Annotated in this window: 21 protein-coding genes; 6 read left to right on the forward strand and 15 right to left on the reverse strand. The window is 52.6% G+C overall.

Features of this window, described 5'->3' with window-relative positions:
* Positions 1-92: 92 nt before the first annotated feature.
* The 4 genes from PEH01S_RS02945 to PEH01S_RS02960 all read right to left on the reverse strand — a co-directional run bounded on the left by PEH01S_RS02945 (position 93) and on the right by PEH01S_RS02960 (position 5,080).
* A complete protein-coding gene (locus tag PEH01S_RS02945; protein ID WP_025848100.1) occupies positions 93-965 on the reverse strand; it encodes a carbohydrate ABC transporter permease in 873 nt (290 codons plus the stop codon).
* A 2-nt stretch (positions 966-967) separates the two neighbouring features.
* Positions 968-1,834 carry a carbohydrate ABC transporter permease gene (locus PEH01S_RS02950; protein WP_127483887.1) on the reverse strand — a complete coding sequence of 289 codons (867 nt, stop codon included), beginning with the start codon at positions 1,832-1,834 and terminating at the stop codon, positions 968-970.
* Between the two features lie 95 nt (positions 1,835-1,929).
* Positions 1,930-3,258, reverse strand: a complete 1,329-nt coding sequence (locus PEH01S_RS02955; protein ID WP_127483888.1) for a response regulator — start codon at positions 3,256-3,258, stop codon at positions 1,930-1,932.
* Between the two features lie 19 nt (positions 3,259-3,277).
* Positions 3,278-5,080 (reverse strand): cache domain-containing sensor histidine kinase, encoded by a 1,803-nt coding sequence (locus tag PEH01S_RS02960; RefSeq protein ID WP_127483918.1) that lies wholly within the window; start codon positions 5,078-5,080, stop codon positions 3,278-3,280.
* A gap of 456 nt (positions 5,081-5,536) precedes the next feature.
* Between PEH01S_RS02960 and PEH01S_RS02965 the strand changes: the two genes are divergently transcribed.
* Positions 5,537-6,790: an MDR family MFS transporter gene (locus PEH01S_RS02965; protein ID WP_127483889.1), complete on the forward strand. Its 1,254-nt coding sequence runs from the start codon at positions 5,537-5,539 to the stop codon at positions 6,788-6,790.
* Between the two features lie 16 nt (positions 6,791-6,806).
* Here the strand turns inward: PEH01S_RS02965 and PEH01S_RS02970 are convergent, their stop codons facing one another.
* From PEH01S_RS02970 to PEH01S_RS02995, 6 genes are all read right to left on the reverse strand, one after another.
* On the reverse strand, positions 6,807-8,015 hold the full coding sequence (locus tag PEH01S_RS02970) for an MFS transporter (RefSeq protein ID WP_246062774.1): 1,209 nt from the start codon (positions 8,013-8,015) through the stop codon (positions 6,807-6,809).
* 403 nt (positions 8,016-8,418) lie between these two features.
* The gene (locus PEH01S_RS02975; RefSeq protein ID WP_025848093.1) at positions 8,419-8,901 is read right to left on the reverse strand and encodes a DMT family transporter; all 483 of its coding nucleotides are present in this window, start codon (positions 8,899-8,901) and stop codon (positions 8,419-8,421) included.
* Positions 8,898-9,626, reverse strand: a complete 729-nt coding sequence (locus PEH01S_RS02980; protein ID WP_127483891.1) for a Crp/Fnr family transcriptional regulator — start codon at positions 9,624-9,626, stop codon at positions 8,898-8,900. Before PEH01S_RS02980 ends, PEH01S_RS02975 begins: the two co-directional genes overlap by 4 nt.
* Positions 9,627-9,655: 29 nt before the next feature.
* Positions 9,656-10,081 carry a DMT family transporter gene (locus PEH01S_RS02985; protein WP_127483892.1) on the reverse strand — a complete coding sequence of 142 codons (426 nt, stop codon included), beginning with the start codon at positions 10,079-10,081 and terminating at the stop codon, positions 9,656-9,658.
* Between the two features lie 180 nt (positions 10,082-10,261).
* Complete coding sequence (locus PEH01S_RS02990; RefSeq protein WP_127483893.1) at positions 10,262-10,843, reverse strand: hypothetical protein; 582 nt, start codon at positions 10,841-10,843, stop codon at positions 10,262-10,264.
* 165 nt (positions 10,844-11,008) lie between these two features.
* Entirely contained in the window at positions 11,009-11,410 is a 402-nt protein-coding gene (locus PEH01S_RS02995; RefSeq protein WP_127483894.1) for a GNAT family N-acetyltransferase, read from the reverse strand.
* 223 nt (positions 11,411-11,633) lie between these two features.
* Here PEH01S_RS02995 and PEH01S_RS03000 point away from each other — a divergent pair, with 223 nt between their 5' ends.
* A complete protein-coding gene (locus tag PEH01S_RS03000; protein ID WP_127483895.1) occupies positions 11,634-12,338 on the forward strand; it encodes a TioE family transcriptional regulator in 705 nt (234 codons plus the stop codon).
* 3 nt (positions 12,339-12,341) lie between these two features.
* Here the strand turns inward: PEH01S_RS03000 and PEH01S_RS03005 are convergent, their stop codons facing one another.
* A complete protein-coding gene (locus PEH01S_RS03005) occupies positions 12,342-13,751 on the reverse strand; it encodes a cytochrome P450 (RefSeq protein ID WP_127483896.1) in 1,410 nt (469 codons plus the stop codon).
* Between the two features lie 149 nt (positions 13,752-13,900).
* On the opposite strand from PEH01S_RS03005, the gene PEH01S_RS03010 reads away from it, so the two are divergent.
* From PEH01S_RS03010 to PEH01S_RS03020, 3 genes are read left to right on the forward strand one after another with little or no spacing between them, the layout of a single operon-like run.
* Positions 13,901-14,497, forward strand: coding sequence for a TetR/AcrR family transcriptional regulator (locus PEH01S_RS03010; RefSeq protein WP_127483897.1), 597 nt, complete (start codon positions 13,901-13,903; stop codon positions 14,495-14,497).
* 38 nt (positions 14,498-14,535) lie between these two features.
* Positions 14,536-15,393: an aminoglycoside phosphotransferase family protein gene (locus PEH01S_RS03015; protein ID WP_164827654.1), complete on the forward strand. Its 858-nt coding sequence runs from the start codon at positions 14,536-14,538 to the stop codon at positions 15,391-15,393.
* A 59-nt stretch (positions 15,394-15,452) separates the two neighbouring features.
* Positions 15,453-15,761: a hypothetical protein gene (locus PEH01S_RS03020; RefSeq protein WP_127483899.1), complete on the forward strand. Its 309-nt coding sequence runs from the start codon at positions 15,453-15,455 to the stop codon at positions 15,759-15,761.
* A 59-nt stretch (positions 15,762-15,820) separates the two neighbouring features.
* Here PEH01S_RS03020 and PEH01S_RS35985 read toward each other — a convergent pair whose 3' ends face one another.
* Genes PEH01S_RS35985 through PEH01S_RS03030 form a run of 3 tightly spaced genes read right to left on the reverse strand, consistent with a single transcriptional unit; the run spans position 15,821 to position 16,840 of the window.
* Complete coding sequence (locus PEH01S_RS35985) at positions 15,821-16,048, reverse strand: DinB family protein (protein ID WP_307720063.1); 228 nt, start codon at positions 16,046-16,048, stop codon at positions 15,821-15,823.
* Complete coding sequence (locus PEH01S_RS36085; RefSeq protein ID WP_407669410.1) at positions 15,936-16,289, reverse strand: DinB family protein; 354 nt, start codon at positions 16,287-16,289, stop codon at positions 15,936-15,938. The genes PEH01S_RS35985 and PEH01S_RS36085 overlap by 113 nt, the downstream gene beginning before the upstream one ends.
* Before the next feature lie 26 nt (positions 16,290-16,315).
* Positions 16,316-16,840: a GNAT family N-acetyltransferase gene (locus PEH01S_RS03030; RefSeq protein WP_127483900.1), complete on the reverse strand. Its 525-nt coding sequence runs from the start codon at positions 16,838-16,840 to the stop codon at positions 16,316-16,318.
* Between the two features lie 68 nt (positions 16,841-16,908).
* Here PEH01S_RS03030 and PEH01S_RS03035 point away from each other — a divergent pair, with 68 nt between their 5' ends.
* Entirely contained in the window at positions 16,909-17,880 is a 972-nt protein-coding gene (locus tag PEH01S_RS03035) for a hypothetical protein (protein ID WP_127483901.1), read from the forward strand.
* An 84-nt stretch (positions 17,881-17,964) separates the two neighbouring features.
* Here the strand turns inward: PEH01S_RS03035 and PEH01S_RS36090 are convergent, their stop codons facing one another.
* Positions 17,965-21,819, reverse strand: a complete 3,855-nt coding sequence (locus tag PEH01S_RS36090; RefSeq protein WP_407669412.1) for a condensation domain-containing protein — start codon at positions 21,817-21,819, stop codon at positions 17,965-17,967.
* Positions 21,820-21,824: the final 5 nt, after the last annotated feature.

The following is a 21,824-nucleotide window of genomic DNA, read 5'->3' on the forward strand; positions in this document are numbered from 1 at the left end:
GTGTATCTAACCCCCATCTTAATCTGACCCTTCTGCCGAAACGAGGCGTATTCCTATCCGGATTATGCGCAGGTTTACGCTAAGGCCGCCCGCTAGCCTTTAACGCCTCCCAACTGCACGCCGCGCAAAATGAACTTCTGGAAAAGGAGAAACACGACGACCGGAGGGAGCATCACCAGGAACAAGATCGCAAACCGCAGGTTTAAATTCATTCTGCGGGCTTGCAGCACATACTTGTAGATGGACGTGGCCAGAGGATAGCCGTTGTCGCTGTGCATCACGATCGACGGCCAGAACCAATCGTTCCATACCGCCGAAAAAATAAAGATCGACAACGTCGCAAAAATCGGCACGGACAAAGGAAACGCAATCCGGAAGAAGCAGGTCCCGTCGGACGCGCCGTCCATTCTCGCCGCCTCGAAGATTTCCGGGTGCAGGCTGCCGAAAAAATTTTTCAGCAGCAGCAAGTAAAAAGCGTTTGCCGCCGCAGGCAGCCAGAACGCCGCAAACTGGTTCAGCAGTCCGAGCTCCTTCAAATTCATAAAGTTCGGAATAATATAGGTCGTCGGCGGGATAAAGAGCGTAATCCAAAAAAAGGCGCCGATCTGTCTCCGGTAAGGCACGTTCAAATGCGTCAAGCTGAACGCCGCCAAACCAAGCACGACGACCGTCACGATCAAGTTGCCCGTGAAAATGATAAACGTATTGCGAAGGAAAAGAAGCAGATCAATATAATTCCAGCCCTGCCGGAAATTTTCGAAATGCCACTCCGAAGGGAAAAACCGGGGCGGAAACGAGTTCATCTCCGCATTGGGCCTGACCCCGTTAAAAAACGTAATAAGAATCGGATAGATCATGGAACAGACCATAACGAGGATCGCCGCGATCATGATCGCGTAGCAGAACCGGGTGGAGCTGTGCCGCAAATCGTAGCTCGAAAGAATGCCGCGCTCGTGCTTGTTCATGCTCAAGCCCCCTCCTTGCCGGCAAGCTTGGATTGAGCAAGGGCCAATCCGCCGAGCACGAAAAACATCAGCACGCCCAAGGCGGACGCTGCGCCGTAATCCTGGCTCGTAAACGCATACTTCACGATAAGCAGAACATAAGTGAGCGTCGCTTTGTTAGGACCGCCGTCAAGCATGGCATACTGGGATTGATATCCCTGCGAGGTCGAGATGATTTGCAGAATCAATAAAAGCAGAATCAGGCTTTTCATCGAAGGAAGCGTAATGTAGCGTATCCGCTGCCAGACACCGGCCCCATCCATTTCCGCCGCCTCATACCAATCCCGGGGAATGCTCAGCAAGCCGGCCAAATAAATCAGCAGCGCGCCGCCGAATTGCTGCCAGGTTTCCATAATGACCAGCGATGCCATCGACCAGCTCGTATCGGTCATAAACGATACGGGCTCGAAGCCCAGCTTGTCCAGCACCGCATTGATCGGACCGACCGGGTCGAAAATCCATCGCCACAGCCCGTACAAGACGACTACAGGAAGCACGTTCGGCAAGTAAGCGGCGATGCGGACGAACCCTTGGAACCTCCTCAGCTCGGAGATGGCAACCGCAAAGACGATCGGCACCCAGAAGCCGATGACAAGACCCAGAAACATATAATATAACGTGTTTATCACCGCGCGCCCGATGTCGGGATCGCGGAGCACTTTTACATAATTGTCGAAGCCGACGAAAGCGTTGCCTTTCATAAAATCAACGTGGTACAGGCTGTAGACGAAGCCTTTGACAATCGGCGTCCATAAGAACAACCCGAAAATAACCGCAGCCGGCAAAAGAAACAGATAACCCCACAGATGCCTTTTCACGACTTGATACACAGCGGATTTCCCTCATTTCTCACAGGTCTTGACTTCATTGTAGAAAGGTGAAGGGAAATTGAACATGTGCAATCCTATCGGGATCATTGGCGATTTTACTTCTTCAATTCGCTCGGACTGATTCCGTAATATTTTTTAAATATTTTGCTGAAATGCTCCGGCGATTCATACCCTACCTTATCGGCAATTTCGTAGCGGCGCATGTCCGTGCTTGTAATGAGCCTCCGGCTTTCTTCCATTCTCAATTTCACGACATAATCCCAAAGGTTGTAGCCGGTTTTTTTCTTGAACAAATAGCTCAAGTAATTGGGACTCACGTGACTTTGGTGAGCGACCTCCTGGAGCGTGAGCCCTTTTTGGCCAAAGTGCCGATGGATGTATTGCTTGGCCGTATCCACAATTTGATTGTGATGAACGATCAGCTCCTCTTCGGTCGCCTCATGGGAAGCCGGATTCCAGCTAAAGTCGCCGTAATAAAACACGTAATGATCCTGATGCTCCCGGTGAAAGCGGATCGCTTTCCTCGCCTGCTCGTTCAGAGCGCCTATAAACTCGATTCCTTTCATAATCTGACTGATGCCCACAACGCATGGCAGCGATAAATGCTTCCGGATATTCGCATGCAGCGATCTGCCAATCATGTCCAATTGGCTGATTTTGTTGATGCTCTTATCTCCGTAGGCTTCGTCGTCCCACTGAAGAATGATCGAAATCTCATGATCGGGGGAATAAAAGGCGAGATGATTCCACTGCCCGCCGAGCAGCTCGCTCGCCGCGTTCAATACGGCATACTGCATGAAGTCGGAATCTTTATCGAGAAACCGGCTCCCGGCCTGGGAGGGTTGGATATTCAGCTTCATTTTAAGAACGGCAAAATACGGCCCTTTCAAGGAGGCAAGCGGGACAAGCCGCTCCGCCGAAGGATCCGCCATGACGCTGGCGGGATCGGCAAGCAGCCGGTTCAGCGCCTCGGTTTTCGCCCGGTCGGGCTCTTCTATCCGGAACCGGCCGCTCAGCTCGGCGATCAATTCATCGTGGGTTACAGCCGCTTTGTCCATTTTGAGCAATACATTGCGCACGCTATCCAAAAAATGGCTGCCGTTCAGCGGCTTGATCAAGTAATCCTTCGCTCCCAATCTCATCGCCAATTGCGCATACTGAAACGTCTCGTAAGCGGAAACGACAATCGATTGTACCGACGGCCTGGCCATTTTCGCTTGATGCATCAATTCGATGCCGCTCATTTCACCCATCTGGATGTCCGTGATCAGCAGGTCGACTTCTTCCATCCGGATATAGTCCATCGCTTCATAGCCGCTGTGCGCAATAAAGAGCTGATGGATATTCAAGCCCGAAGAGGCCAAAAGCCGGCTTAAGCCTTGACAGATCAGCGGTTCGTCGTCCACAAGCAAAATAGTGTACATTCCAAGTCACCTCGCGAGTTTATTGTCCGGCCGGAACGGCTTCGCGCTTAGGCAAAGTAATCGTTACGACCGTGCCGTGCGGTTGATTTCTCATATAGTCGAGTCCGTAAGCAGCGCCGAAATGAAGACGGACCCGCTGATGAATGTTGCGTATGCCGTATCCCAAGGACGGGTCCGGATGCTCTTCGTGCAGCGATCGGCGGATCGCGGCAAGATCCGCTTCCCTAAAGCCGTTATCTTCCACGCGGATCATCACCTTGTCGTCCTGCCGCACGGCCGATATGACGATTTCCCCGTCTTCCCCCATATTTTTCACGCCGTGGATCATAGCGTTTTCAATTAACGGCTGAAGCGTAATCTTCGGAATCAGCAGAGGACGCACGTCCTCCACGATATTCCATTTCACGCGAAACTTATGCTCATATCTTCGCTGCTGCAGGCTGATATAGGCGGCGGCATGCTCCATCTCTTCGCCGATCGTGATCAGCTCTCTTCCCCTGCTTAATCCGATCTTCATAAGTTTGGACAATTCTTTGATCATCTCCGCGGATTCGCTCTTGCCTTCCAGCGTGCTTTTCCAATAAATGCTTTCCAGCGTGTTATACAGCAAGTGAGGATTAATTTGCTGGTACAAAATTTGCAGCTGCGCTTCCTTTTGTCTGATTTCATGCTGATACTTGTCGTTCACGAGATGATTCAGCCGGTCGGCCATGTCATAGACGGAGGATATCAGCACGCCGAGCTCGTCGTTTCTCCTGCGCCCGGCCGTCTTCCGCACCGGCTTGCCCGGTACGTAGCTCTTTATAAAATGGACCAGCTTCTGTATCGGATTCATTAACGATCTCCAGAAATACATCACGACGACAAACGCCAGTACCGAATAAACGACGGAAATGAATTGAATCACCCGTTTCAGCTCGTTTTGCTGCTGAAGCAAGGAGTGGATGGGAATGCGGTAAATCAGCTTTTGCTGGAGCAAACGGCTGTAGTTGACGACGTAAATATAACCCGAATGCACGGTGTCCAGTATGCCTTCCATGGCATCCGGGTCTTTGGCGGCGGGCGGAAGCGGAAGCAGGCTTCCCGCGCCTTTCGTCGTTGACGCAAGAATCCGGCCGGACCAGTCGGTTAAGTAAATTTCTCCGTCCGGTAACTGTACGCTGCGAAAATCGTTTTCAATCATATTTTCAAGCTTGGTCACCACCAAAACGCCGATAACGCCATTCCCCTGATCGATGTTGTTCACGGCACGAACGTAGCTCAGCGTTCCTTGATCGGACGACGGATCGAAATTGTCGATAATTTTGAGCTCGCCCTTGCCTTGCTTTTGAAGCGCTTCCCGAAACCATTCCGGCTGATTCCGGTCCGAAACGAAAAAAACGCCTGCTTGCGCCGCCTGCCTGACTTTCGGGGCAAACGAATAATCGTCGTTGGGATCATTGACGTATAAAGAAAAATATACGGCTCCGCCGTCGTCTCCCCCGATCGAGTAGCTTTTGAGCAGCTTGTCCAATGCTTCGTATTTACCGACCCGCGTCACAACCGATTCCGTACCGTCCGGAAGCATTTGCTGCGTGAGCGGATTTTGGATAATGGTCAGGGTGATTCGATTAATCGAATCCATGTCCCGATTAAGCAGACTCAGATTCTGCTTGTTTAATTCCAGGTAGGCGTTCGTCACGTTCCGCTTCAAGATTTGTTCGGCCTTCATGTTTCCGTACCATTGGAGCATAAAAACAGGACTAACCATGAGCAAAAACAGCAATATCAGCTGGTAATTCACGCTTATTTCGGTCAAAGGATTGGCCGGAATGCTCCGCACGCGCCGGATCACCTCGCTCCATGCATGGCATAAATAAAAGCAGCGGCAGCCCGGAACATGAAAACACAAAGTTCCAGACTCCCGCTGTCATTAACGTTCCCCCTTAATGCCTGGATATAGAACAATCAAACCAATATAATCCTAATTTTAACATATCACCCCACTAATTCAACTTCTTTCCGAATTGCTGAATGCTCCGGAAAGCCCGGCATTGATAAAACGCGACCAAGACCGTGCAGCCAACGCTCCACATCAAAAAAGACGCTTCCGATGGAAGCGTCTTTTACGTCTCAGAACAAGTGTTCGTTTTTTGAAGCAGTTAAACTAAAGCCGGGTATACTTGAACTTCATTATCATCCGAAATTATAAGTCTATACTTTTTCTGGATAACATTCTATAGTTTGTATACCCGGCCGGGGAACCTACCAAGTGTCGTTGTGGAAAGGATAAGGTCTTGTGCAAATCCGTTTATGGAATCCCAATTTGAAGGTCCGGTTACTCGGCGAAGCGCTGTTTAACCTGCTGTTTTGGATGTACTTTCCGTTTATCACCGTATATTTTGGCGCGGCATTAGGCAGCCATATGGCAGGCTTGTTGATGGCCGTCCCTCCTCTATTCGGCATGATCGGAAGTCTGCTCGGAGGAGCTCTGGCCGATCGGTTAGGACGGCGTCCCGTGATGCTGCTGGGCGCTTCGCTTCAGACGGTGATGTTTGCCTTATTTGCGGTGTCGTCCTCCCATTGGACGGATTACATCGCGTTTATCGGCATTGGGGTGGGCGGAGCCGTCTACAGGCCTGCAAGCTCCGCGATGGTTGCCGATCTGGTTCCCGCGCAAAACCGTCGCCAGATCTTCGCAACGTTCATGACGGCCAATAACATTGGGGCGGTGCTTGGACCTGCAATCGGAGCCGTGTTCTTCTTCCATTACCGGCAGGAGCTGTTGTGGACCTGCGCCGCGGTCCTGCTGTTGTACTTGATCGCAATTTACTTCATAGTTCATGAAACATTGCCGCAATCGGCGAAAAAGCACCCCGGAAGCTCCCTTCCGCTTACCCGCGTATTCAAGGATCAGTTGAAGGGATACGGCATCATTTTTCGGGATAAGGTGTTCCTGATTTATATTTTGGCCGGTATCTTTGCGCTGATCCCCATTATGCAATTGGATCTGTATTTGGCGGTATACGTGATCAACGAGGTCCCTGCCCAGCCTTTGTTCGCATGGAATGGCGGTTCCCTTGTGCTCTCCGGTACAGAGATCTTTGGCTGGTTGCTGGGGTTAAACGGTCTTTTGTTTGTCCTGTTTGTATTGCCGGTGACGAAATGGTTCCGCCATTGGAAGGAGCGCAATGTATTCATTCTATCCTCGCTATTGTCCGGATTGGGCACATTCGCCCTTGGATTGAGCACCAACCTATGGTACCTGTTTTTCATTACGGTCATCTTCACCTTTGGCGAGATCGTACGCTCTCCGGTCACCCAGAGCTTTATCAGCCGCTATGCCCCGGAGCATGCAAGAGGACAATACATGGGAGCCGACAGCCTGCAGGCGACGATCGGCAGATTTTTGGCCCCGGTCACGGTTTTCCTGTCCGGCTGGGTCCCTCCGATGGGCATATTCAGCATCATTTTGGCGGTTGCATTCCTAAGTATCGCGCTGTACATTCAGTTATTTCGAATCTATGTGGAGCAGCCGGAGGCGGCCGATTGATAAGCTCGCCCCTCCGCTATTCCGCATGGATAAAATGTTTGCCGAAAAACGCGTAAAGCGCGCAGGCCATCACCAGGATTCCGGCAAAGACGAGGATGGTTTCCACCCGCACCCAGTCCCCCAGCGGACCGAACAGAACCATCCCTAGCGGCAGGGCGCAGGAATTGGAGACCTGCACAAGACTGAACACTCTGCCGTGCATGTACGGCTCCGCTTTTTCTTGCAATAATACCGTGATCGGCGCGTTGAATAAGGGCATGGTTATTCCAATGAAAAAGTTAAAGCATAAATACGCGGCAAACCCCGGAGCGGTACCCAGCCCAACCATCAGCAGGCCGTATAGCGCGCACGCCAGCATCGTGGTATGCATGCGGTTGCGGAAGCCTCCCCAAGCCGCCACCACAAGGCCGCCCGCTATGGCTCCGGCGCTGAAGGTCATCTCGCTGGCCGTCAGCCTCCACACCTCCTCTCCAAAGGAGCGGCTGACCATAAGCGGCGTTAAAAAAGCGGCAGGACTGATCAAGATCATCACGATAAACAGAAATAGGAGCAGCCGCCGGATAAAGGCATGAGTTTTCACGTAGTCCCATCCTTGGATCATGCCCTGCAAATTGGATTGGTACGTAGCGGCCGCGTTAGAATAAGCCGGTACCGAAAGGGTCAGCATGATGCTAATCCCGACGACTGCCGTAATGACGTCTATCCAAAACGTCGCTTCAAGCGAAGCGATCGAGAGAACCGCCCCGCTTGCCGCCGGGGAAAGAAACATCATCGCGGACGAAATGCTGCTGTTCACGCCATTCACTTTCATAAGCTTAGCTTTGGGCACGAGCTGGGGAATCAGCGCATTGACAGCCGGTGTCTGGATTCCGGTTCCTGCCGAACGGATAAGCAGCAGCATAAACAGCAGCCAGACAGGCTGGTGCCCCATCCAAAACAACACGGCCACGACCAGGGTCGCTGCCGCGATCATCCCGTCAGCCAGCATGATCATGCTCTTGCGGTGATAACGGTCGATCCATACTCCGGCAAACAGGGATATGGCGATTTGCGGCACAAATCCGCAGACTGTGGAAATCGTCATCATGAGTCCAGAAGACGTCGTCAGGGTAATATACCAAATGATGGCATATTGCACTAAGGACGAGCCGAATAAGGATATCGTTTGCGCGGCCAGGAACAAGACCGTCTTTCTTTTCCAGCCGTATTCATTTTCTTGATTCAATGTAATCCACTCCTCGATCTCACGGATAGGAAGTTTGTGCCGAAATAACGGCAAAAAAAAGCAGAGATATTGCGCCAATCGGCACAAGCCCTCTGCTTCACGGTCCATCCAAACCTCGTATAACAAAAGGCTGTAGACGAAACATCGTCCACAGCCCTTAATCATTTATCGTCCGACAGCGGCATAACCAAATAAGCGTGGGATTTCACGCCAAAAATTGGAAGGCTATCGGCCGATGAATAAAAAGCATGACGCTTTTCGATTAAGCTCCGGACAACGTTTCATCGATTTTTATCCATTTGTTCGGAGCAGCGTTTCGGATATAATTTTACTGTTTCCATGCGAATCATCTGGAATACACCCTTTCGTTTCGGAGCCATTTTATAATGTAAGCCTGCCCTTGTCAAGAAAAGCCCGCGGGTATCTTGGACGCTTCCCGCGCCCGCCCGCGCTTGCCGCCCAATTTAAACACAACGATACCGCCGACGATGACAAGCACCCCGATCAGCTTGCTGAATGTAAAAGGAACCTTATCCAAACCCATCCACCCCAGAGAGTCCCACAATAAAGCAAACCCGAGCTGCGCCGTCAGCACGATCGAGACGGCATACGTAGGGCCAAGCAGCCTTATCCCCTGCACCAGACAGGTGACCACCCCTACGCCGATCAAGCCGCTAAACCAGTACCAGAGCTGCATCGGATGCGGGGCGAATAGCTGCTTTCCCTCCACGATTAGACCGAGCGCCAGCGAAGCCAGAAAGCCCAGACCTAATACCAATGTCGTCGTGGCCCATGAGCCTGCCCGTTCGTTCACCTTGCTGTTAAAAATATTTTGCAACCCGACCAGCGAGCCTGCGATAAGCGCCAGGGACAAACCTGCAATCATGACCGCGTCTCTCCTTTTCCCCGATGATTCTCATAAATATTATGGCCTGCCAACGCGCTTAGCCCATTCCTGTCTTTGACCACGATAATCCCTTTGTGACGCTCAACGAGACCTTGGATACAGAACTGCCGGATGACCCGGTTCAGGTGCCTGTAGCTGGTTCCTATGAAATTCGCCGCGTCCGACAGGCTGACCGCGCTTCCCTGACCCTCCAACCGGGAATCGGATTCTTCGGACGTGACAGACAACAGATAGCTGGCCAACCGCACTTCCACCGGATGCATCAAATTGAAGCTGAGCGAATTGGATTTGACGTAAAACTTCTGCGTAATGATTTCCAGCAAAAACTGCAGCAGCGGCGCATGGTCTTTTCCGTAGTTGTGCAGCCAGCGGTAATGGACGCCAATCATACAGACCGACGTCACAGCCTCGACCGTATTGAGGATGGGCGTCCCGCGTACGTATTCGACATCCCCGATCACCTCAAGCGGCGTCTTGAAGGAGAGAACTAGCGTTTTGCCTTCCGATGAGGTCGTATAAATCTTTAATTTCCCGTGAACCAGCACGTACAGATACTCCGCAGCTTGTCCTTGGGTACAGATGAGATCCCCCGGCTCGAAGCCGTACAGCGACAAATGCGGCCGCAATGGCTCGTGAAATACGGATTCGAGCTGAAATGCGCGCAAATAATGCTTCAATTGCTCACGATCTTGAATTTCTTTCATGCTCCGGCCTCCACCTCAACTTGCAGCGATCAAAATTTTAGGATGACCACACCGGCGATCATCATGGCGATCCCGATGAACTGCGGCAGCCCCATCTTCTGCTTGGCCACGCCGAACCACCCTTTACAGTCAATGATGAAGGTCAGTCCCAGCTGTGCGATCAGCAGAACGGCAATCGTCAGCGTGACGCCGATCTGATGAATCGCCGTGACGTTGCTGAAAATAACGACCGCGCCGAAAGCGCCGCCGGTCAAATACATCGGCTTTACTTGCTTGAACCCCCGCCAACTTCCGTCGCGGACGAAGAGCAGAATCAGCAGCGCCGCGACGAATCCGGTGAACTGGGTAAGCGTTGCCGCTTGCCATGTGCCGATATCCTGACTAATCCGGGAGTTGGCTACTCCTTGCAGGGTAATAAAGCCCCCGCCTAAAAACGCAAATAAGCTCCCTCGCATGTCTTCCCTCTCCCCAACTATACATTTTTCCATTATTAAATGATAGTTCGGAGGATTCGAAAAGGACATATGTCCTGAATTCGGCATCTTGCCGCGGGACCGACGACCGGATAAGGCAAAAGAGACCTTCAAGGGGCTTGAAGGTCTTAGTCTTATATTAAAAAAATATGGATTCCTGCGTCACATCTTTCCCTCTTCATTGCCCCAATTGATAATTCTGAGCAGAACCGGGTCCTGATCATGAAACCCGTAACCTAAGAAAAACGGGGAGGCCATTTTCAGAACGGAAAAATGATTCTCCCGGATCAGCCGGTCAATGACTTTCCAGAAAACAATGGACAGATTACCTTCCAAATAATCCTGCTCTTCCGAGTATCCCTCAGGGTAAGCGTCACTGTCTGCAAATTCATGCCAGCCCTCAAAATCGACCTGCGTGTAGCCCTGATATTTAAAATCGCCGGTATTGTTGGTAAATGGCAGTACATTGGCGCCGGTCATGTAAGAATTCGCCATTTGCCACTTCATGCCTGTCTCGATGGATTTAGCAGTAAAGTTAAGCGCCCACTCGGCAGAACGTTTCGCCTCCTTAACAGAGTTCTCTGTCGTGTCAAAGCATAGGAGCACGTAACCATAGTATGGTTCAGAATCAAAGGCGAAGTAACAGATTTCTTCGTTTGCATGCTCAACCGAAAACTGTTTTATAGCAGAAACACTCTCATGGTAAAGCCTTTCCTCTACTTCTTTCCAGTCCGGTTCGTTCATTGGGAATCCGACTCCTTTAAGGTTGTACGGGCATAGCCCCGATGTTGATGTAATTTTCCAAATTATTAATTTCGCGGTTAACGGCGAAATTCCTACGCCGCAGAGTTAAGCATAGAAAAAATCCCAACCTCTCAGGAAATAAGATCATGAGAGATTGGGATCGCTTTACAGCGTTCTGCGCAAGCTGATGGATTGCGGGTAGGTGAACCCAAAGCCATATTCCTGATACAAGCCGACAGCCGGCACATCGGCCATCAGAAGAACATCGGCGCCTTTGGGGGCGTGGCGCTCCAAGTAATCCGTCAGCTCGTTCATTAGAAGCCGGGTTAATGGTTCGCGCTCGAGGGAAGGATCGACAACGACATCGACGATTTGAAAAAAACACCCTCCATCGCCAATGATTCTTCCCATGCCGATAAGCTTCAAACTTTCGTCTCTTGCAACCACCGAGAAGATCGAATGCCGCAAGGCCGTCCGGGCTGCGGAAGCATCGGTTGCGCCCAGACCCGCGGTGCTCCTTAATTCGCAATACTCCTCTAAATCAGGCAGCTCATGTACAATATTCATACCGCTCTCCTTTTCCACTCATCGTAAAAATTCACCTTCATCATCCATTGTATAACATTCATGCAAGTGCGAAGGTAGGTTCTCACCAACCTTTCAGATAGCGACATGTAGGACATATAGTTTATCTCATCACTTCAATCTTTTAATTCAAGGTTTGCTTAAGCGGGACGCTTCTGGTATAGTAAAAATCTACCTTTGCTTCGTTCACGAAGGAGGACCGGAGATGCGGTATTACAAGCCGATTGAGATTGCCAGAGAACTGCACATTAGTACGAGCGCTTTGCGGCATTACGAGTCTTGGGGCGTCGTTCCGGCCCCCGACCGCGCTCCGAACGGGTACCGCCTGTATACCAAGGTGCATTTGGCTTACTTTCGCTGCCTGCGCGCGATGTTTCCCGCCTTTGGCGTCGGGCTCACCTGCAAAGTGCTCCGCCTCGTGCAAAGCGGAGATGTGGACACCGCTTTCTGGCTCGTGAATAAAGAGCAGGCGAACCTGCATCACGAAAAGGCCGTTGCCGACCAGACGCTGGAGCTGCTGCAAAATCCGGAGCTCCCGCTCGCCGCGAATAAAAAGCCGAAAACCCACATGAGCATTGGTGAAGCCGCCGCGTTCACAGGTGTGCAGGATTCGGCCATCCGGCATTGGGAAAAGGAAGGACTCATCTCGCCGGAGCGCGACCCCGAGAACGGCTACCGGATTTTCACGCCGATGCATGTACGGCAAATCCTGCTCATCCGCACACTGCGCAGAACTGTCTATTTTTTGGAGAATATGAAAGAAATCGTCCAGGCCGTGGAGCATCACAGCATCGAACAAGCGAAGAAGATCACGGAAAATGCGCTGGTCAGCATTCATCAGCGCAATCGCCAACAGTTTTATGGCGTGCATCAATTGGTCGAGCTTTGCAAAGAGCTTGGGCTGCAATAGGATCTACCAATCGACCAGTTGCCGGATGGTTCCCCGAACCGGCTCTCGTCCGAATTTGCCGTCTTGGGGAACGCTGCGCATCGGCATTCCGTTCACAGGACGCATGACCAGATTCGGGCTAATTACGGCGCGGGGAACAACGGAAAACCGGAAGCGGCGCAGGAGGATCGAAAGCACCACTTTCATCTCCTGCATGGCGAAGCCCCAGCCGATACACATGTGCGGCCCCGCGCTAAACGGCAGGTATTCGTACGGAGTTCGCCTCATCGTGCTCCAGCGCCCGGGTTCAAAACGATTCGGCTCTTCATAAAGCTCGGGCAGCCGGTGCGTGATGAATTGACTGAAGTAAACATTCGTGTTCGGCGGTATCGTAACGCCTCCCAGCTCACACGATGCCGTCGTCACCCGGGCTCCGATCTGCGCAGGCGGCATCAAGCGCAGGCTTTCCTTCACCACGCCTTCGAGCAAAGGCAAACTATTCAGTTTTTCCAGAGCCGGCTCGCCCTCCCCCACTGCCCCATGCAGCTCCTCCAGCAGGTCGGACATCACGTCAGGATGCTGGCTCAACAGAAAAATCGTCCAAGTCAGCGCATTGGCCGTCGTCTCATGTCCTGCGACAAACAAAGTAAACGTGTGTCCGACCAATTCTTCATCCGTAAGCCTCGCGCCGTCCTCATCGTGAGCGTGAACCAGAGAGGCAAGGACATCGGCCGCATCCGGCTCGGATCTTTTCCGCTTGATCATGGAACGAATGTGGACATTCAACCGTTCGGCAACACGCAAAGCCCGGCGATACGGCGAATAAGGCAGATTCACGGGTGCGAGAGTGACCCACAGTATCGACTTCGTCATTTGCGTGATCAACGTCCCCATCTCATCCAGTTCTTCTTCGTTCGCGACGCCAAACAGCGTCTTCAACGCAATCCGCTGCGTCAATTTCTTCATTTCTTGATTAAGCTCGATCTCGGCCCGCCCCTGCCACTCGTCCGTCAATCGCTCGGTCAGCCGAACCATTTCCGCGCCGTAGCGCATGACCCGTTCATGATGAAAGGCAGGCAGCATCAGACAGCGGTGCTGCTTGTGCTTTTCTCCGGACATGAGGGGAAGGTTATGATAAAACAGTTGCCCCAAGACGGTTTCCTTCGGCACCTTGACCAGTTCGGAGCTGATCTCGAAGAAATCCGGATTCGTAACGATTTGTTGGTTATGCTCGGGTCCGAAGGCAAAAACCACGGAAGGTTTATCGCCTTGGTTCAAGGCGACCAGGTTGCCATACGTATCGTACAACAGGCGCTGGTAAGCAAACGGGCTGCGGAAAAAGCGCAGCATATTCATTTTCCAGCCTGACACTGACCGCGGACCCGGTATGCCCGGCTTTGATCCGATCGGACCGGTACCGTTTGGGAGTCTCATCTTTGAGCACCTCTTTTTTTGTACATTATGAATAAATTTAATTCATATTATTCATAATATACAAAAAGAGGACCGGACTCAACCGTTTTTTTCCTTTCACAAATTGATTCGCTACCCATCATTTAGTATAGTAATTGCGAGGTGAACACATGAACGGGTACCGGCTTCGTACGGAAAAGAAGAAAGAACAAATTCTCAAAACGACCTTCGATTTAATTTTCACTTACGAGCTCGATAAGCTGAGTATCGCCGATATCGCCAAAAAGGCCAACGTCTCTCCGGTCACCATCTATAATTATTTTGGCAGCCGGGATGAGCTCATACGAATGACATTCATCCATTACATGGATAAGTCGCTGGAAAAATACGAAGACATCTTAGGAAGAACGATTCCGTTCCAGCAAAAAATGGATCTGATCCTGTGCGACCGCACGGAAATGGCCAACCAATTAAATGTGAACCTCATTCGGGCAACGGCCGGCGATCCGGCGATCCGCGAATACCTGGAACAATTCTACCAAAACAAATCCTTGCCTTTTTTCGAAAAATTGATTAATCAAGGAAAAAAGGAAGGCTACATTGACCCGGGGCTTTCAATGGAAGCCGCTCTGCTGTATATCCGGCTGTTCAAAGAGGCTTTGGCGCGCCCCGGATTTATGCAGCAAGCCAATCCCTCCATGCTTCAAGACTTGAACCGGCTTTTTTATTACGGCTTGATCGGGAGATCTCCGGAATCTCATGCTTAGCATGAATATATTCGTCTCTACAAGAAAGGAGATCGGATGTGGAGCGCCTGAGTGAAGTGGTTTGGGTCGAGAAAACGAGCTACGTTGACGAATTGCTGGGTCAAGAACTAGCCGTTAGCCCGATACCGGCCGGATTGGAAGCCAGCGTATTCAAATGTTGTTCCCGCACCGACAGCGTTGTGCTGAAACTGTGGAATAAGGATTCAAATCCCGATGTCCGTTTTCAACATGGCCTGCTGGCCGTACTCCGGGACAAAGGGATTTCCGTCTCCACGTCTTACGGATGGGGATACACCCCTTCCCGGCATAAGGTATTGTTAACGAGCTACGACGGCAGTCCGCCGACAACAATGACGGGCCAACATGCAATGGATTTCGCTGACTTATTGTTAGCACTACACCAATTACCGGTTGAGGAGCTGGAGACGAAGCACCTTAAAACATACGATTTCATTCCCTATTTCTATCCGGGAATTGAAGAGCATCCGGACATCCGGGACGAACTCCTCCGGTTGGTCGCGAGGTCCGGACTGAAACAAAACAAGCTGATTCACGGCGACTTTAACCTAGGCAACATTCTGGACAACCAAGGAAGGTACACCATCATCGACTGGACCAATGCGCAACTGGGGGACGCCAGGTACGATTTGGCTTGGTCGAGCTTTTTAATCCATATTTACCATGGCGAACAACTGGCCGCTGCTTTTCGGAATGCGTATTTATCGAACAGCGCATTCGATGCCGATGAAATGCTAAGATTTGAAGCGATTGCATGTCTCCGGTGGCTGCTGCTCTATAGAACCGCAGACGTCCCGAGAACCGGGAGCACGCTCCAACGAGTCCATGACATCCTCATCGGGAATAACTATTTGAACAATGCGCTTGCGCCGGGGTAACACAGAAGCAGGTTGCATGGGCGAAATGGCAGATAATCGAACGAAACGGGAGGATTTCAATGAGCAAACGATATCGGATTACAAGAGAATTTAAGGAAAATGGAGCTTCGGAGCGGGGCATTTCTTTGGAAGAGTGCAAACGGTATTTTTCGTCCAAGCCCGACTTTGTCTATACCTCGGTGTTTACGGTGACAGGGGCTACGACCATGTCCATTGAGGGAGATTTTTTCATGTGGAGCTGCGGCGAGATCAAGATCCCCTTCCGGCATTACCAGGGGGATATTTACGTATCCGGCACCAATGAAGCGGTGATCCCCAAAATGATGGAGATTGCGGGCGAATTGGGCGCGGATGTGCTGGAAGGGTAATCTGGCGGAAACGATAGCATGAGGCCATGCCCAACCGCTGGGATGGCCTCAAAAAAAGCTTATACCCGGCTGTGACAATACTCCTCTTTCACTCGCTCCATCTGCGCAAGGTGTATACGAACATGCTTGACGCGGTATTCCAACATTTGACGAAAGGTGAACCTCCCTCCGTCTTCATACACCCCTACCCGGTCGCCTTGCTCGGCTGTCAGATGGATCAGCATAGGCTGCATATGGGCACGCAGCAATTGAAACAGCAGCAGATGCTGCTCGCGGTCCAGCTTCATATCCGAGGCTTTTTGCCCATACGTCTTGTTCCCACGACATGATAAGCGGCTCGTCCTCCGCCAACACTTTTTTCAGCCTCTGTGTCGAGACCAGCTCGGAATCTGCAAGATGAATGAGAATTTCATGAATGCTCCATTTGTCCGGCCCCGGTTTAAAACGAAGCTCTTCTACCGTCAATCCCTCGACGGCTTCCCGCAGCAACTTATAACCGCGGCCGTATTCCTCAATCAACGCTTCCACTTTTGGAATTCACCCCATTTCAGGAACTAACTTGCGTCAAGATCCAAGCGCCAGTCGTTGCATCGCATGGTGCTCCCCGGCGGGTATTCGATGCTGCATTCGGCGACGAACAGGAAACCAAGCTTCCGGCAGATCGCGTTTGAAGCGGGGTTATCGACGGATGGGAAAGCATGCATGTACCTGTGCTTCCGCTCGGCCTTGGCGCTGGCTATGGCGGCGGCGGCTGCCATGGTCGCAATGCCTTTGCCCTGGTATGCCGGCAGAACGCCCCATCCGGTCTCGTACACGGTCTCTCCTTGCCAGCTCCGCTCCCAGTACCCGATATTGCCGACCGCTTCGTGACTTGGCAGCAGGACGATGCCGAACATGCGGCCAGTCCCTTTCCGTTCGATCTCAACGTACCGCTTGTGGCGCGCGAGAAGCCGCTCCTCCGTCTCCGGGCCTCCGAGATGCTCCAGCATCTCCCGTGTATTCAAGCGATACAGCAGATCAAGATCAGCTTCCGCCCAAGGCTCAATCCGTACTTGCAAGGCATAGGTTTCGTCAGGCATCTCTCTCACTCCTTACCGCAGGGTTATCCATATTGTACCAGACAATCCAACTTCATTCGACAACTTTCGTGCAAGAGATTGCCGTTTTTCTGCGAGATCCTTCGGATTCCTTCAAGATCCATTTCCTGCTGTATAGTATTTTTAACACCGCACTTCAAATCCAAAACGTAAGGGGATCGTATTGTATGCAAAAATTAAAACGCCGTTTTTCTTTATCGTTTGCCACTATGCTGTTGACTGCCGTTTTCACGGGACAAGCCGTTATGGCAAATGGAAGCTCCGAAGTGGCAGAAACAGCAAGTGAAGGGATGCAGGCCGCAGCAAGCGCATCGTATTCGTACTCAACCCATAAAGCCAAAGGCATCGAGCTTCATATCATGCAAACGCGAGCCGACAACATTACATTTAAAAGCCTTGCCAACAAAAAAAATCTGAAAGGCTCCGGCTATGAAGGAATCAACGGCGGATATTTCCCGATGAACGGCGAGAATAAGACGTTTTCCATCGCGATCGAAAACGGGGTGCCGCTGATTCCCGCTTCCGAAAAGCCGGGATACTCGGACGGCCGAAGCAATCTGAGCTCCACAGACCCCCGGGGAACGCTTGTATGGAATGGAGACAGCTTCTCCGTGCAAAAGGTGAAGTTTTACACCGAAATCACAGGCACCAACAAAAACAAGCCGTGGTGGGCCCAGGGCGGTGTGTCCATGAATCTGGGTGACTCGAAGTGGAAAACCAAAATCGAAGGAGAAAAACTCCCGAATCCGAACGGAGATGCCCAAAGGTCAGCAATTGTAGGCTACGAAAAGGACGTATACCTCATTGTCACGAATAATGCAACTTCCGCAAGCAATTTCAGGGCCGCAATCCAAGATCGCTTTAAAATTACGGAAACAGACAACGGCACGAGTAAGTATAAAGGAATTTTTCTGGATGGCAGCGGTTCTTCCCAGATGGCAGGCAGAGACTCTAAAGGGAACAAAGTATCCTTGACCGGCGATTCAAGAAAATTAGTCCAGATCATTACGTTTAAAAAGTAACCCATAATGCAAACTAGTGTTCCTGTCTTGTAAAAAAAGCGCCCTCTTGTTTTGCCAAATAGGCTGAAACAAGAGGGCTTTCCGTTAGCTTGCGGAGTCCGCAGTGAGAGATTTGCCCCGAACGATATCCTGCAAGACGAGCCGGATCAGATGAACATTATGCTCAATATGGGCCGGTTCAAAAATGTCAAGGTGACCGCCAATCAGGTCATAGTCCAAGGCCTGCTCTGTCGTTGCCTCCTTCCAATCCGCGGCTCTGGCGTTTTTCATTTCCGTAACGAAAGCGTGCAGGTTGGCCTGGACCACGCCTTCATTGACGAGTTGAACGCTATAGGTGGCATAAGCCAAAATTTTAGTTCTGGCCTTTTCCCGGTCGGCTTGATTTGCCAAAAAAGACGCATCCCGTTCGGCGACAATTCGGAGCATGTCATCGACGCCTCGTTCCAGTTCTTCGTCGGAAAGTTTTTTCTCTGTCCTGTCCCTTCTGTCGGCATCGATTAACAAAATATCCGATACCGCATATCCCCTGCGCTCCATCGTCTTGGCGACCTCAAAGGCCAAACTGCCGCCCAGGGAGTAGCCAAGCAGAACATAAGGCGCTTCGCGTTGAACGCTTACAATCGCATCGACGTACCGGTTTAACATCTCCTCGTAATCGCGCCATCCTTCGATGAAATCGAATGCATAGACGACATATTGCTCTTCCAGCATTCTGGCCATTTCGGCATACACGATCCCGTAGCCTGCTGACGGAGGGAAGCAGAAGACGTTCATCCGTCCCCGCTCGTTCAGCTTCATCGGGCCATCGCCGTCAGCCTGCAGAAGTCCGGAAGAAAGCAGCCCCGCCATTTCTTCAATCGTCGGCGCGGCAAGGACGGCACGCAGAGACAGCGCTGCCCCCATGACGGTGTTAACCTTTTCGGTCAGCTGCATCGCTTTGATCGAATGCCCGCCGAGCTCGAAGAAATGATCCCTCACCCCGATACGCGGGGCTCCGAGCACCTCTTGCCACAGCTCCGCCAGCTTCGCTTCAACCGGCGTTCGCGGCGGCACGAACTCTGCTGAAGCGCTCGCGACGCCTTCCGTGGAAAGCGAATGCCCGGCCGCTCCTTGCGGCGGCTTCGCCGTTGAACCGCCCAATCCTGTTGGCAGTCGTTTCCGTTCGGCAGGGGACGGCAGCCGAAGCTCCTGCACCCGGACGTCCGGATTCGCGGCGAGCTGTTCCATGATTCGCATCCAATGTCCCAGCAAGCGTTCCATCGCTTCCCGCTCATATACCTGTGCATTGTAATCGAATTGGATGCGCATGTCATCGCCCTGCTGTAGGATCACAGTCAGATCATAGCTCGTGTGTCCCTCGGTCCGGAACCCGTTCATTTCGAGCCCGGCCGCCTTTGCCGCCGCTTCGGCCGCGGCCGAAGGCGAACTATCGGTCTCAAGCACCAGAATGTGGTTGATCAGCTCCCGTTTTCGCACGGCAAGCGCCTGGATTTCGTACAGCGGATGCATAGCGTACTTTTCGGATGCCGCCGCCTGCTCTTGGGCCCCTCGCATAACGTCCGCCAGTGTCGCTCCGTCCCCGCTGCGGATACGGACCGGGATCGTATTGCCGCATACCCCGATCATCGCTTCCATCACCGGCACATGCGCCGGTCTGACGGGCACGACGGTTCCAAACACAACGTCGTCCGTGCCGTTATAGGCTTGCAGCAGCAGTCCCCACGCCGTTTGAATCAACGTATTCACAGACACCTGCTGCCGCTTCGCCGTAGCGCGCATTTGCCGGATCAGCCGCTTTCCTAGGCTGGTTGTCAACCGTTCCGCCGCATACCTTGTCGCCTGCTGTTCCCGAGCCTTGATCCGCGGCAGCACGGCTTGGTGGCCGTAGCCTGCTAAATACTGGCTCCAGTAGGCGGATGCCGCGGCAGGGTCCTGCCCCTCCAGCCACTCGATATACCGCCTGTAAGGCGTGGCCGGGCCAAGCTCCGGCCGGGCTTGCTTCCGGAAGGCGGAATACGCGGCGAACACCTCTTCGATGATCCGTGCCATATCCCGGCCATCAATCACGATCTGGCAGAAACTGCACAAGAAACGGTAAGTTTTGTCGCCGGTCTGCACAATCGAAACGCGCAATAACGATTCTTCGCCTAGCTCGAAGCCGCGGACCTTGTCCGCTTTCATAAGGGCATTGATATGTGCCTCTTGCTCGCTTTCCTCCCGCTCCCGTATGTCTTCATACACAAAATCGGCCGGTTTGCTGCGGTACACTGCCTGCAAAGGCTGACCGTTCCAACCGCTATACAAGTTTGTTCTCAGTGCATCATGCCGCTGTACGACGGCGTCCAAGCTTTGCTTGAACGCTTGGATATCCAAGCTTCCGTGCACGGTAAACGCCGTTTGTCCGAAATACGCTTCCGATTCCGGGTCAAGCAGCCGGTGGTACAGCATTCCTTGCTGCAAGGGCGTTAACCGATGCACGCTTTCGATCTCGCCGATCCGACGCATCCGCTCCGTCAAAGCAAGCCCTTTAAAAACGACGTCGCTTGGCGTCAGCTCCGGCCGCTCTTTCGCTGCGCAGTGTGCGATGATCTCTTGAAGGCTGCTATGAAATAGCCCGGCCAAGCGTTCCATCGTTTCCCGCCGGTATTGCTTGCCGCTGTAGCCGACCGTAAGCGCCAGTTCTCCGTCTGCGATACTGCCGCTAATATAGAGCGCATACGACCTTGCGGTCTGCCCGCCGATCTCTGCGCCGTATGCATAAGGCGATACTTGCAGCGCATTATGGGTTAGATCCTGATCGAACTGGCCCAAATAGTTAAATCGGATTTCCGGCTTGGCTGCGAACCGTGCGTTCTTCGACGTATCGGACAAGTATTTCAGGATGCCGTAGCCGATTCCTTTGTGCGGGATTTGGCGCAAGCCGTCTTTTACCCGTTTGATCCGGTAAGCGAGCGTATCGGAGACGCACGAGCTGCCGCCTGTTCCCATCTCCAGCGCGACGGGATACTCGCTCGTAAACCAGCCGACGGTACGCGTGATGTCGATGTCCGGAAGGATGGATTCTCTCCCATGCCCTTCCAGACTGACCCATACCCGCTCGATTCCGGTCCAGCGGTACACCGCCATCCCCAGCGCGGTCAGCAGCAGGTCGTTGATGTCCGTATTGTAGGCCCGGTGCGTCCGCTTCAGCAGCAGCTCCGTTTCCTCCTGCGTCCACTGCACTGTTACCGTTTCGCTGTCCCGCATCAGCCCGTGTGCCTGCTCCTGCCCGGCTTGCGCAAAATCCCGGGGGAGCGGCTTGCTTTCGAGCTGTTCGAGCTGCTGCCAGTACGTCCGCTCCGCCTCCATCGCCGGACTGTTCGCATAACCCGCAAGCTGCTCCGCCCACGTCCGGAACGCATCCGTCTTGTCCGGAAGCCGGATCGCCTGACCACTTGCTGCTTGCTCATAGCCAGAAGCCAAGTCTTCCAGCAAAATACGCCACGATACCCCGTCGACAACCAGATGGTGAACCACGATCAGCAGATGGTCTCCGTCCGCGCAGCGGAACAGCCCCAGCTTCATGAGCGGTCCCGTACTAAGCTCGATGCTGCTTTGGATGTCATTTGCTTTCGCTTCGATCGCTTGAGCGGCGTTTTCGGCTGCCGGCCGGAAGTCCACGACTTCCATACTGTACAACTCGCCCTCGTCGATACCGCGAGTCCATGCCGCATAGCCGCCTTCCGTCCGCCGGAATACCGTGCGCAGCGCATCATGATGCTCCGCCAGCTTCTGCATGGTCTTCCGAAGCGCCGCCTCGTCGTAGCCCTGCTCCCGGTACAGCATGACCGCTTGGTTATAATGGTGCGGTGCCGCATCGTGATGCCGGAAAAACCATGCTTGGATCGGCGTCAGCCGCACCCGGCCCTTCACCTCCCGCTGATCCGCCGTCCAGGTCATCGGCT

The organism is Paenibacillus ehimensis NBRC 15659 (genome assembly GCF_004000785.1).
Classification (GTDB): Bacteria; Bacillota; Bacilli; order Paenibacillales; family NBRC-103111; genus Paenibacillus_G; species Paenibacillus_G ehimensis.

Bases quoted from the DNA above. Each gene is read 5' to 3' on its own strand.
- PEH01S_RS03010 (WP_127483897.1), top strand. From the start codon at position 13,901: ATGAACGGGTACCGGCTTCGTACGGAAAAGAAGAAAGAACAAATTCTC.
- PEH01S_RS02990 (WP_127483893.1), bottom strand. From the start codon at position 10,843: ATGAACGAACCGGACTGGAAAGAAGTAGAGGAAAGGCTTTACCATGAG.
- PEH01S_RS02980 (WP_127483891.1), bottom strand. From the start codon at position 9,626: ATGAAAGAAATTCAAGATCGTGAGCAATTGAAGCATTATTTGCGCGCA.
- PEH01S_RS03005 (WP_127483896.1), bottom strand. From the start codon at position 13,751: ATGAGACTCCCAAACGGTACCGGTCCGATCGGATCAAAGCCGGGCATA.
- PEH01S_RS03000 (WP_127483895.1), top strand. From the start codon at position 11,634: ATGCGGTATTACAAGCCGATTGAGATTGCCAGAGAACTGCACATTAGT.
- PEH01S_RS36090 (WP_407669412.1), bottom strand. From the start codon at position 21,819: ATGACCTGGACGGCGGATCAGCGGGAGGTGAAGGGCCGGGTGCGGCTG.
- PEH01S_RS02995 (WP_127483894.1), bottom strand. From the start codon at position 11,410: ATGAATATTGTACATGAGCTGCCTGATTTAGAGGAGTATTGCGAATTA.
- PEH01S_RS03020 (WP_127483899.1), top strand. From the start codon at position 15,453: ATGAGCAAACGATATCGGATTACAAGAGAATTTAAGGAAAATGGAGCT.
- PEH01S_RS02985 (WP_127483892.1), bottom strand. From the start codon at position 10,081: ATGCGAGGGAGCTTATTTGCGTTTTTAGGCGGGGGCTTTATTACCCTG.
- PEH01S_RS02975 (WP_025848093.1), bottom strand. From the start codon at position 8,901: ATGATTGCAGGTTTGTCCCTGGCGCTTATCGCAGGCTCGCTGGTCGGG.
- PEH01S_RS03030 (WP_127483900.1), bottom strand. From the start codon at position 16,840: ATGCCTGACGAAACCTATGCCTTGCAAGTACGGATTGAGCCTTGGGCG.
- PEH01S_RS02955 (WP_127483888.1), bottom strand. From the start codon at position 3,258: ATGTACACTATTTTGCTTGTGGACGACGAACCGCTGATCTGTCAAGGC.
- PEH01S_RS35985 (WP_307720063.1), bottom strand. From the start codon at position 16,048: ATGAAGCTGGACCGCGAGCAGCATCTGCTGCTGTTTCAATTGCTGCGT.
- PEH01S_RS02945 (WP_025848100.1), bottom strand. From the start codon at position 965: ATGAACAAGCACGAGCGCGGCATTCTTTCGAGCTACGATTTGCGGCAC.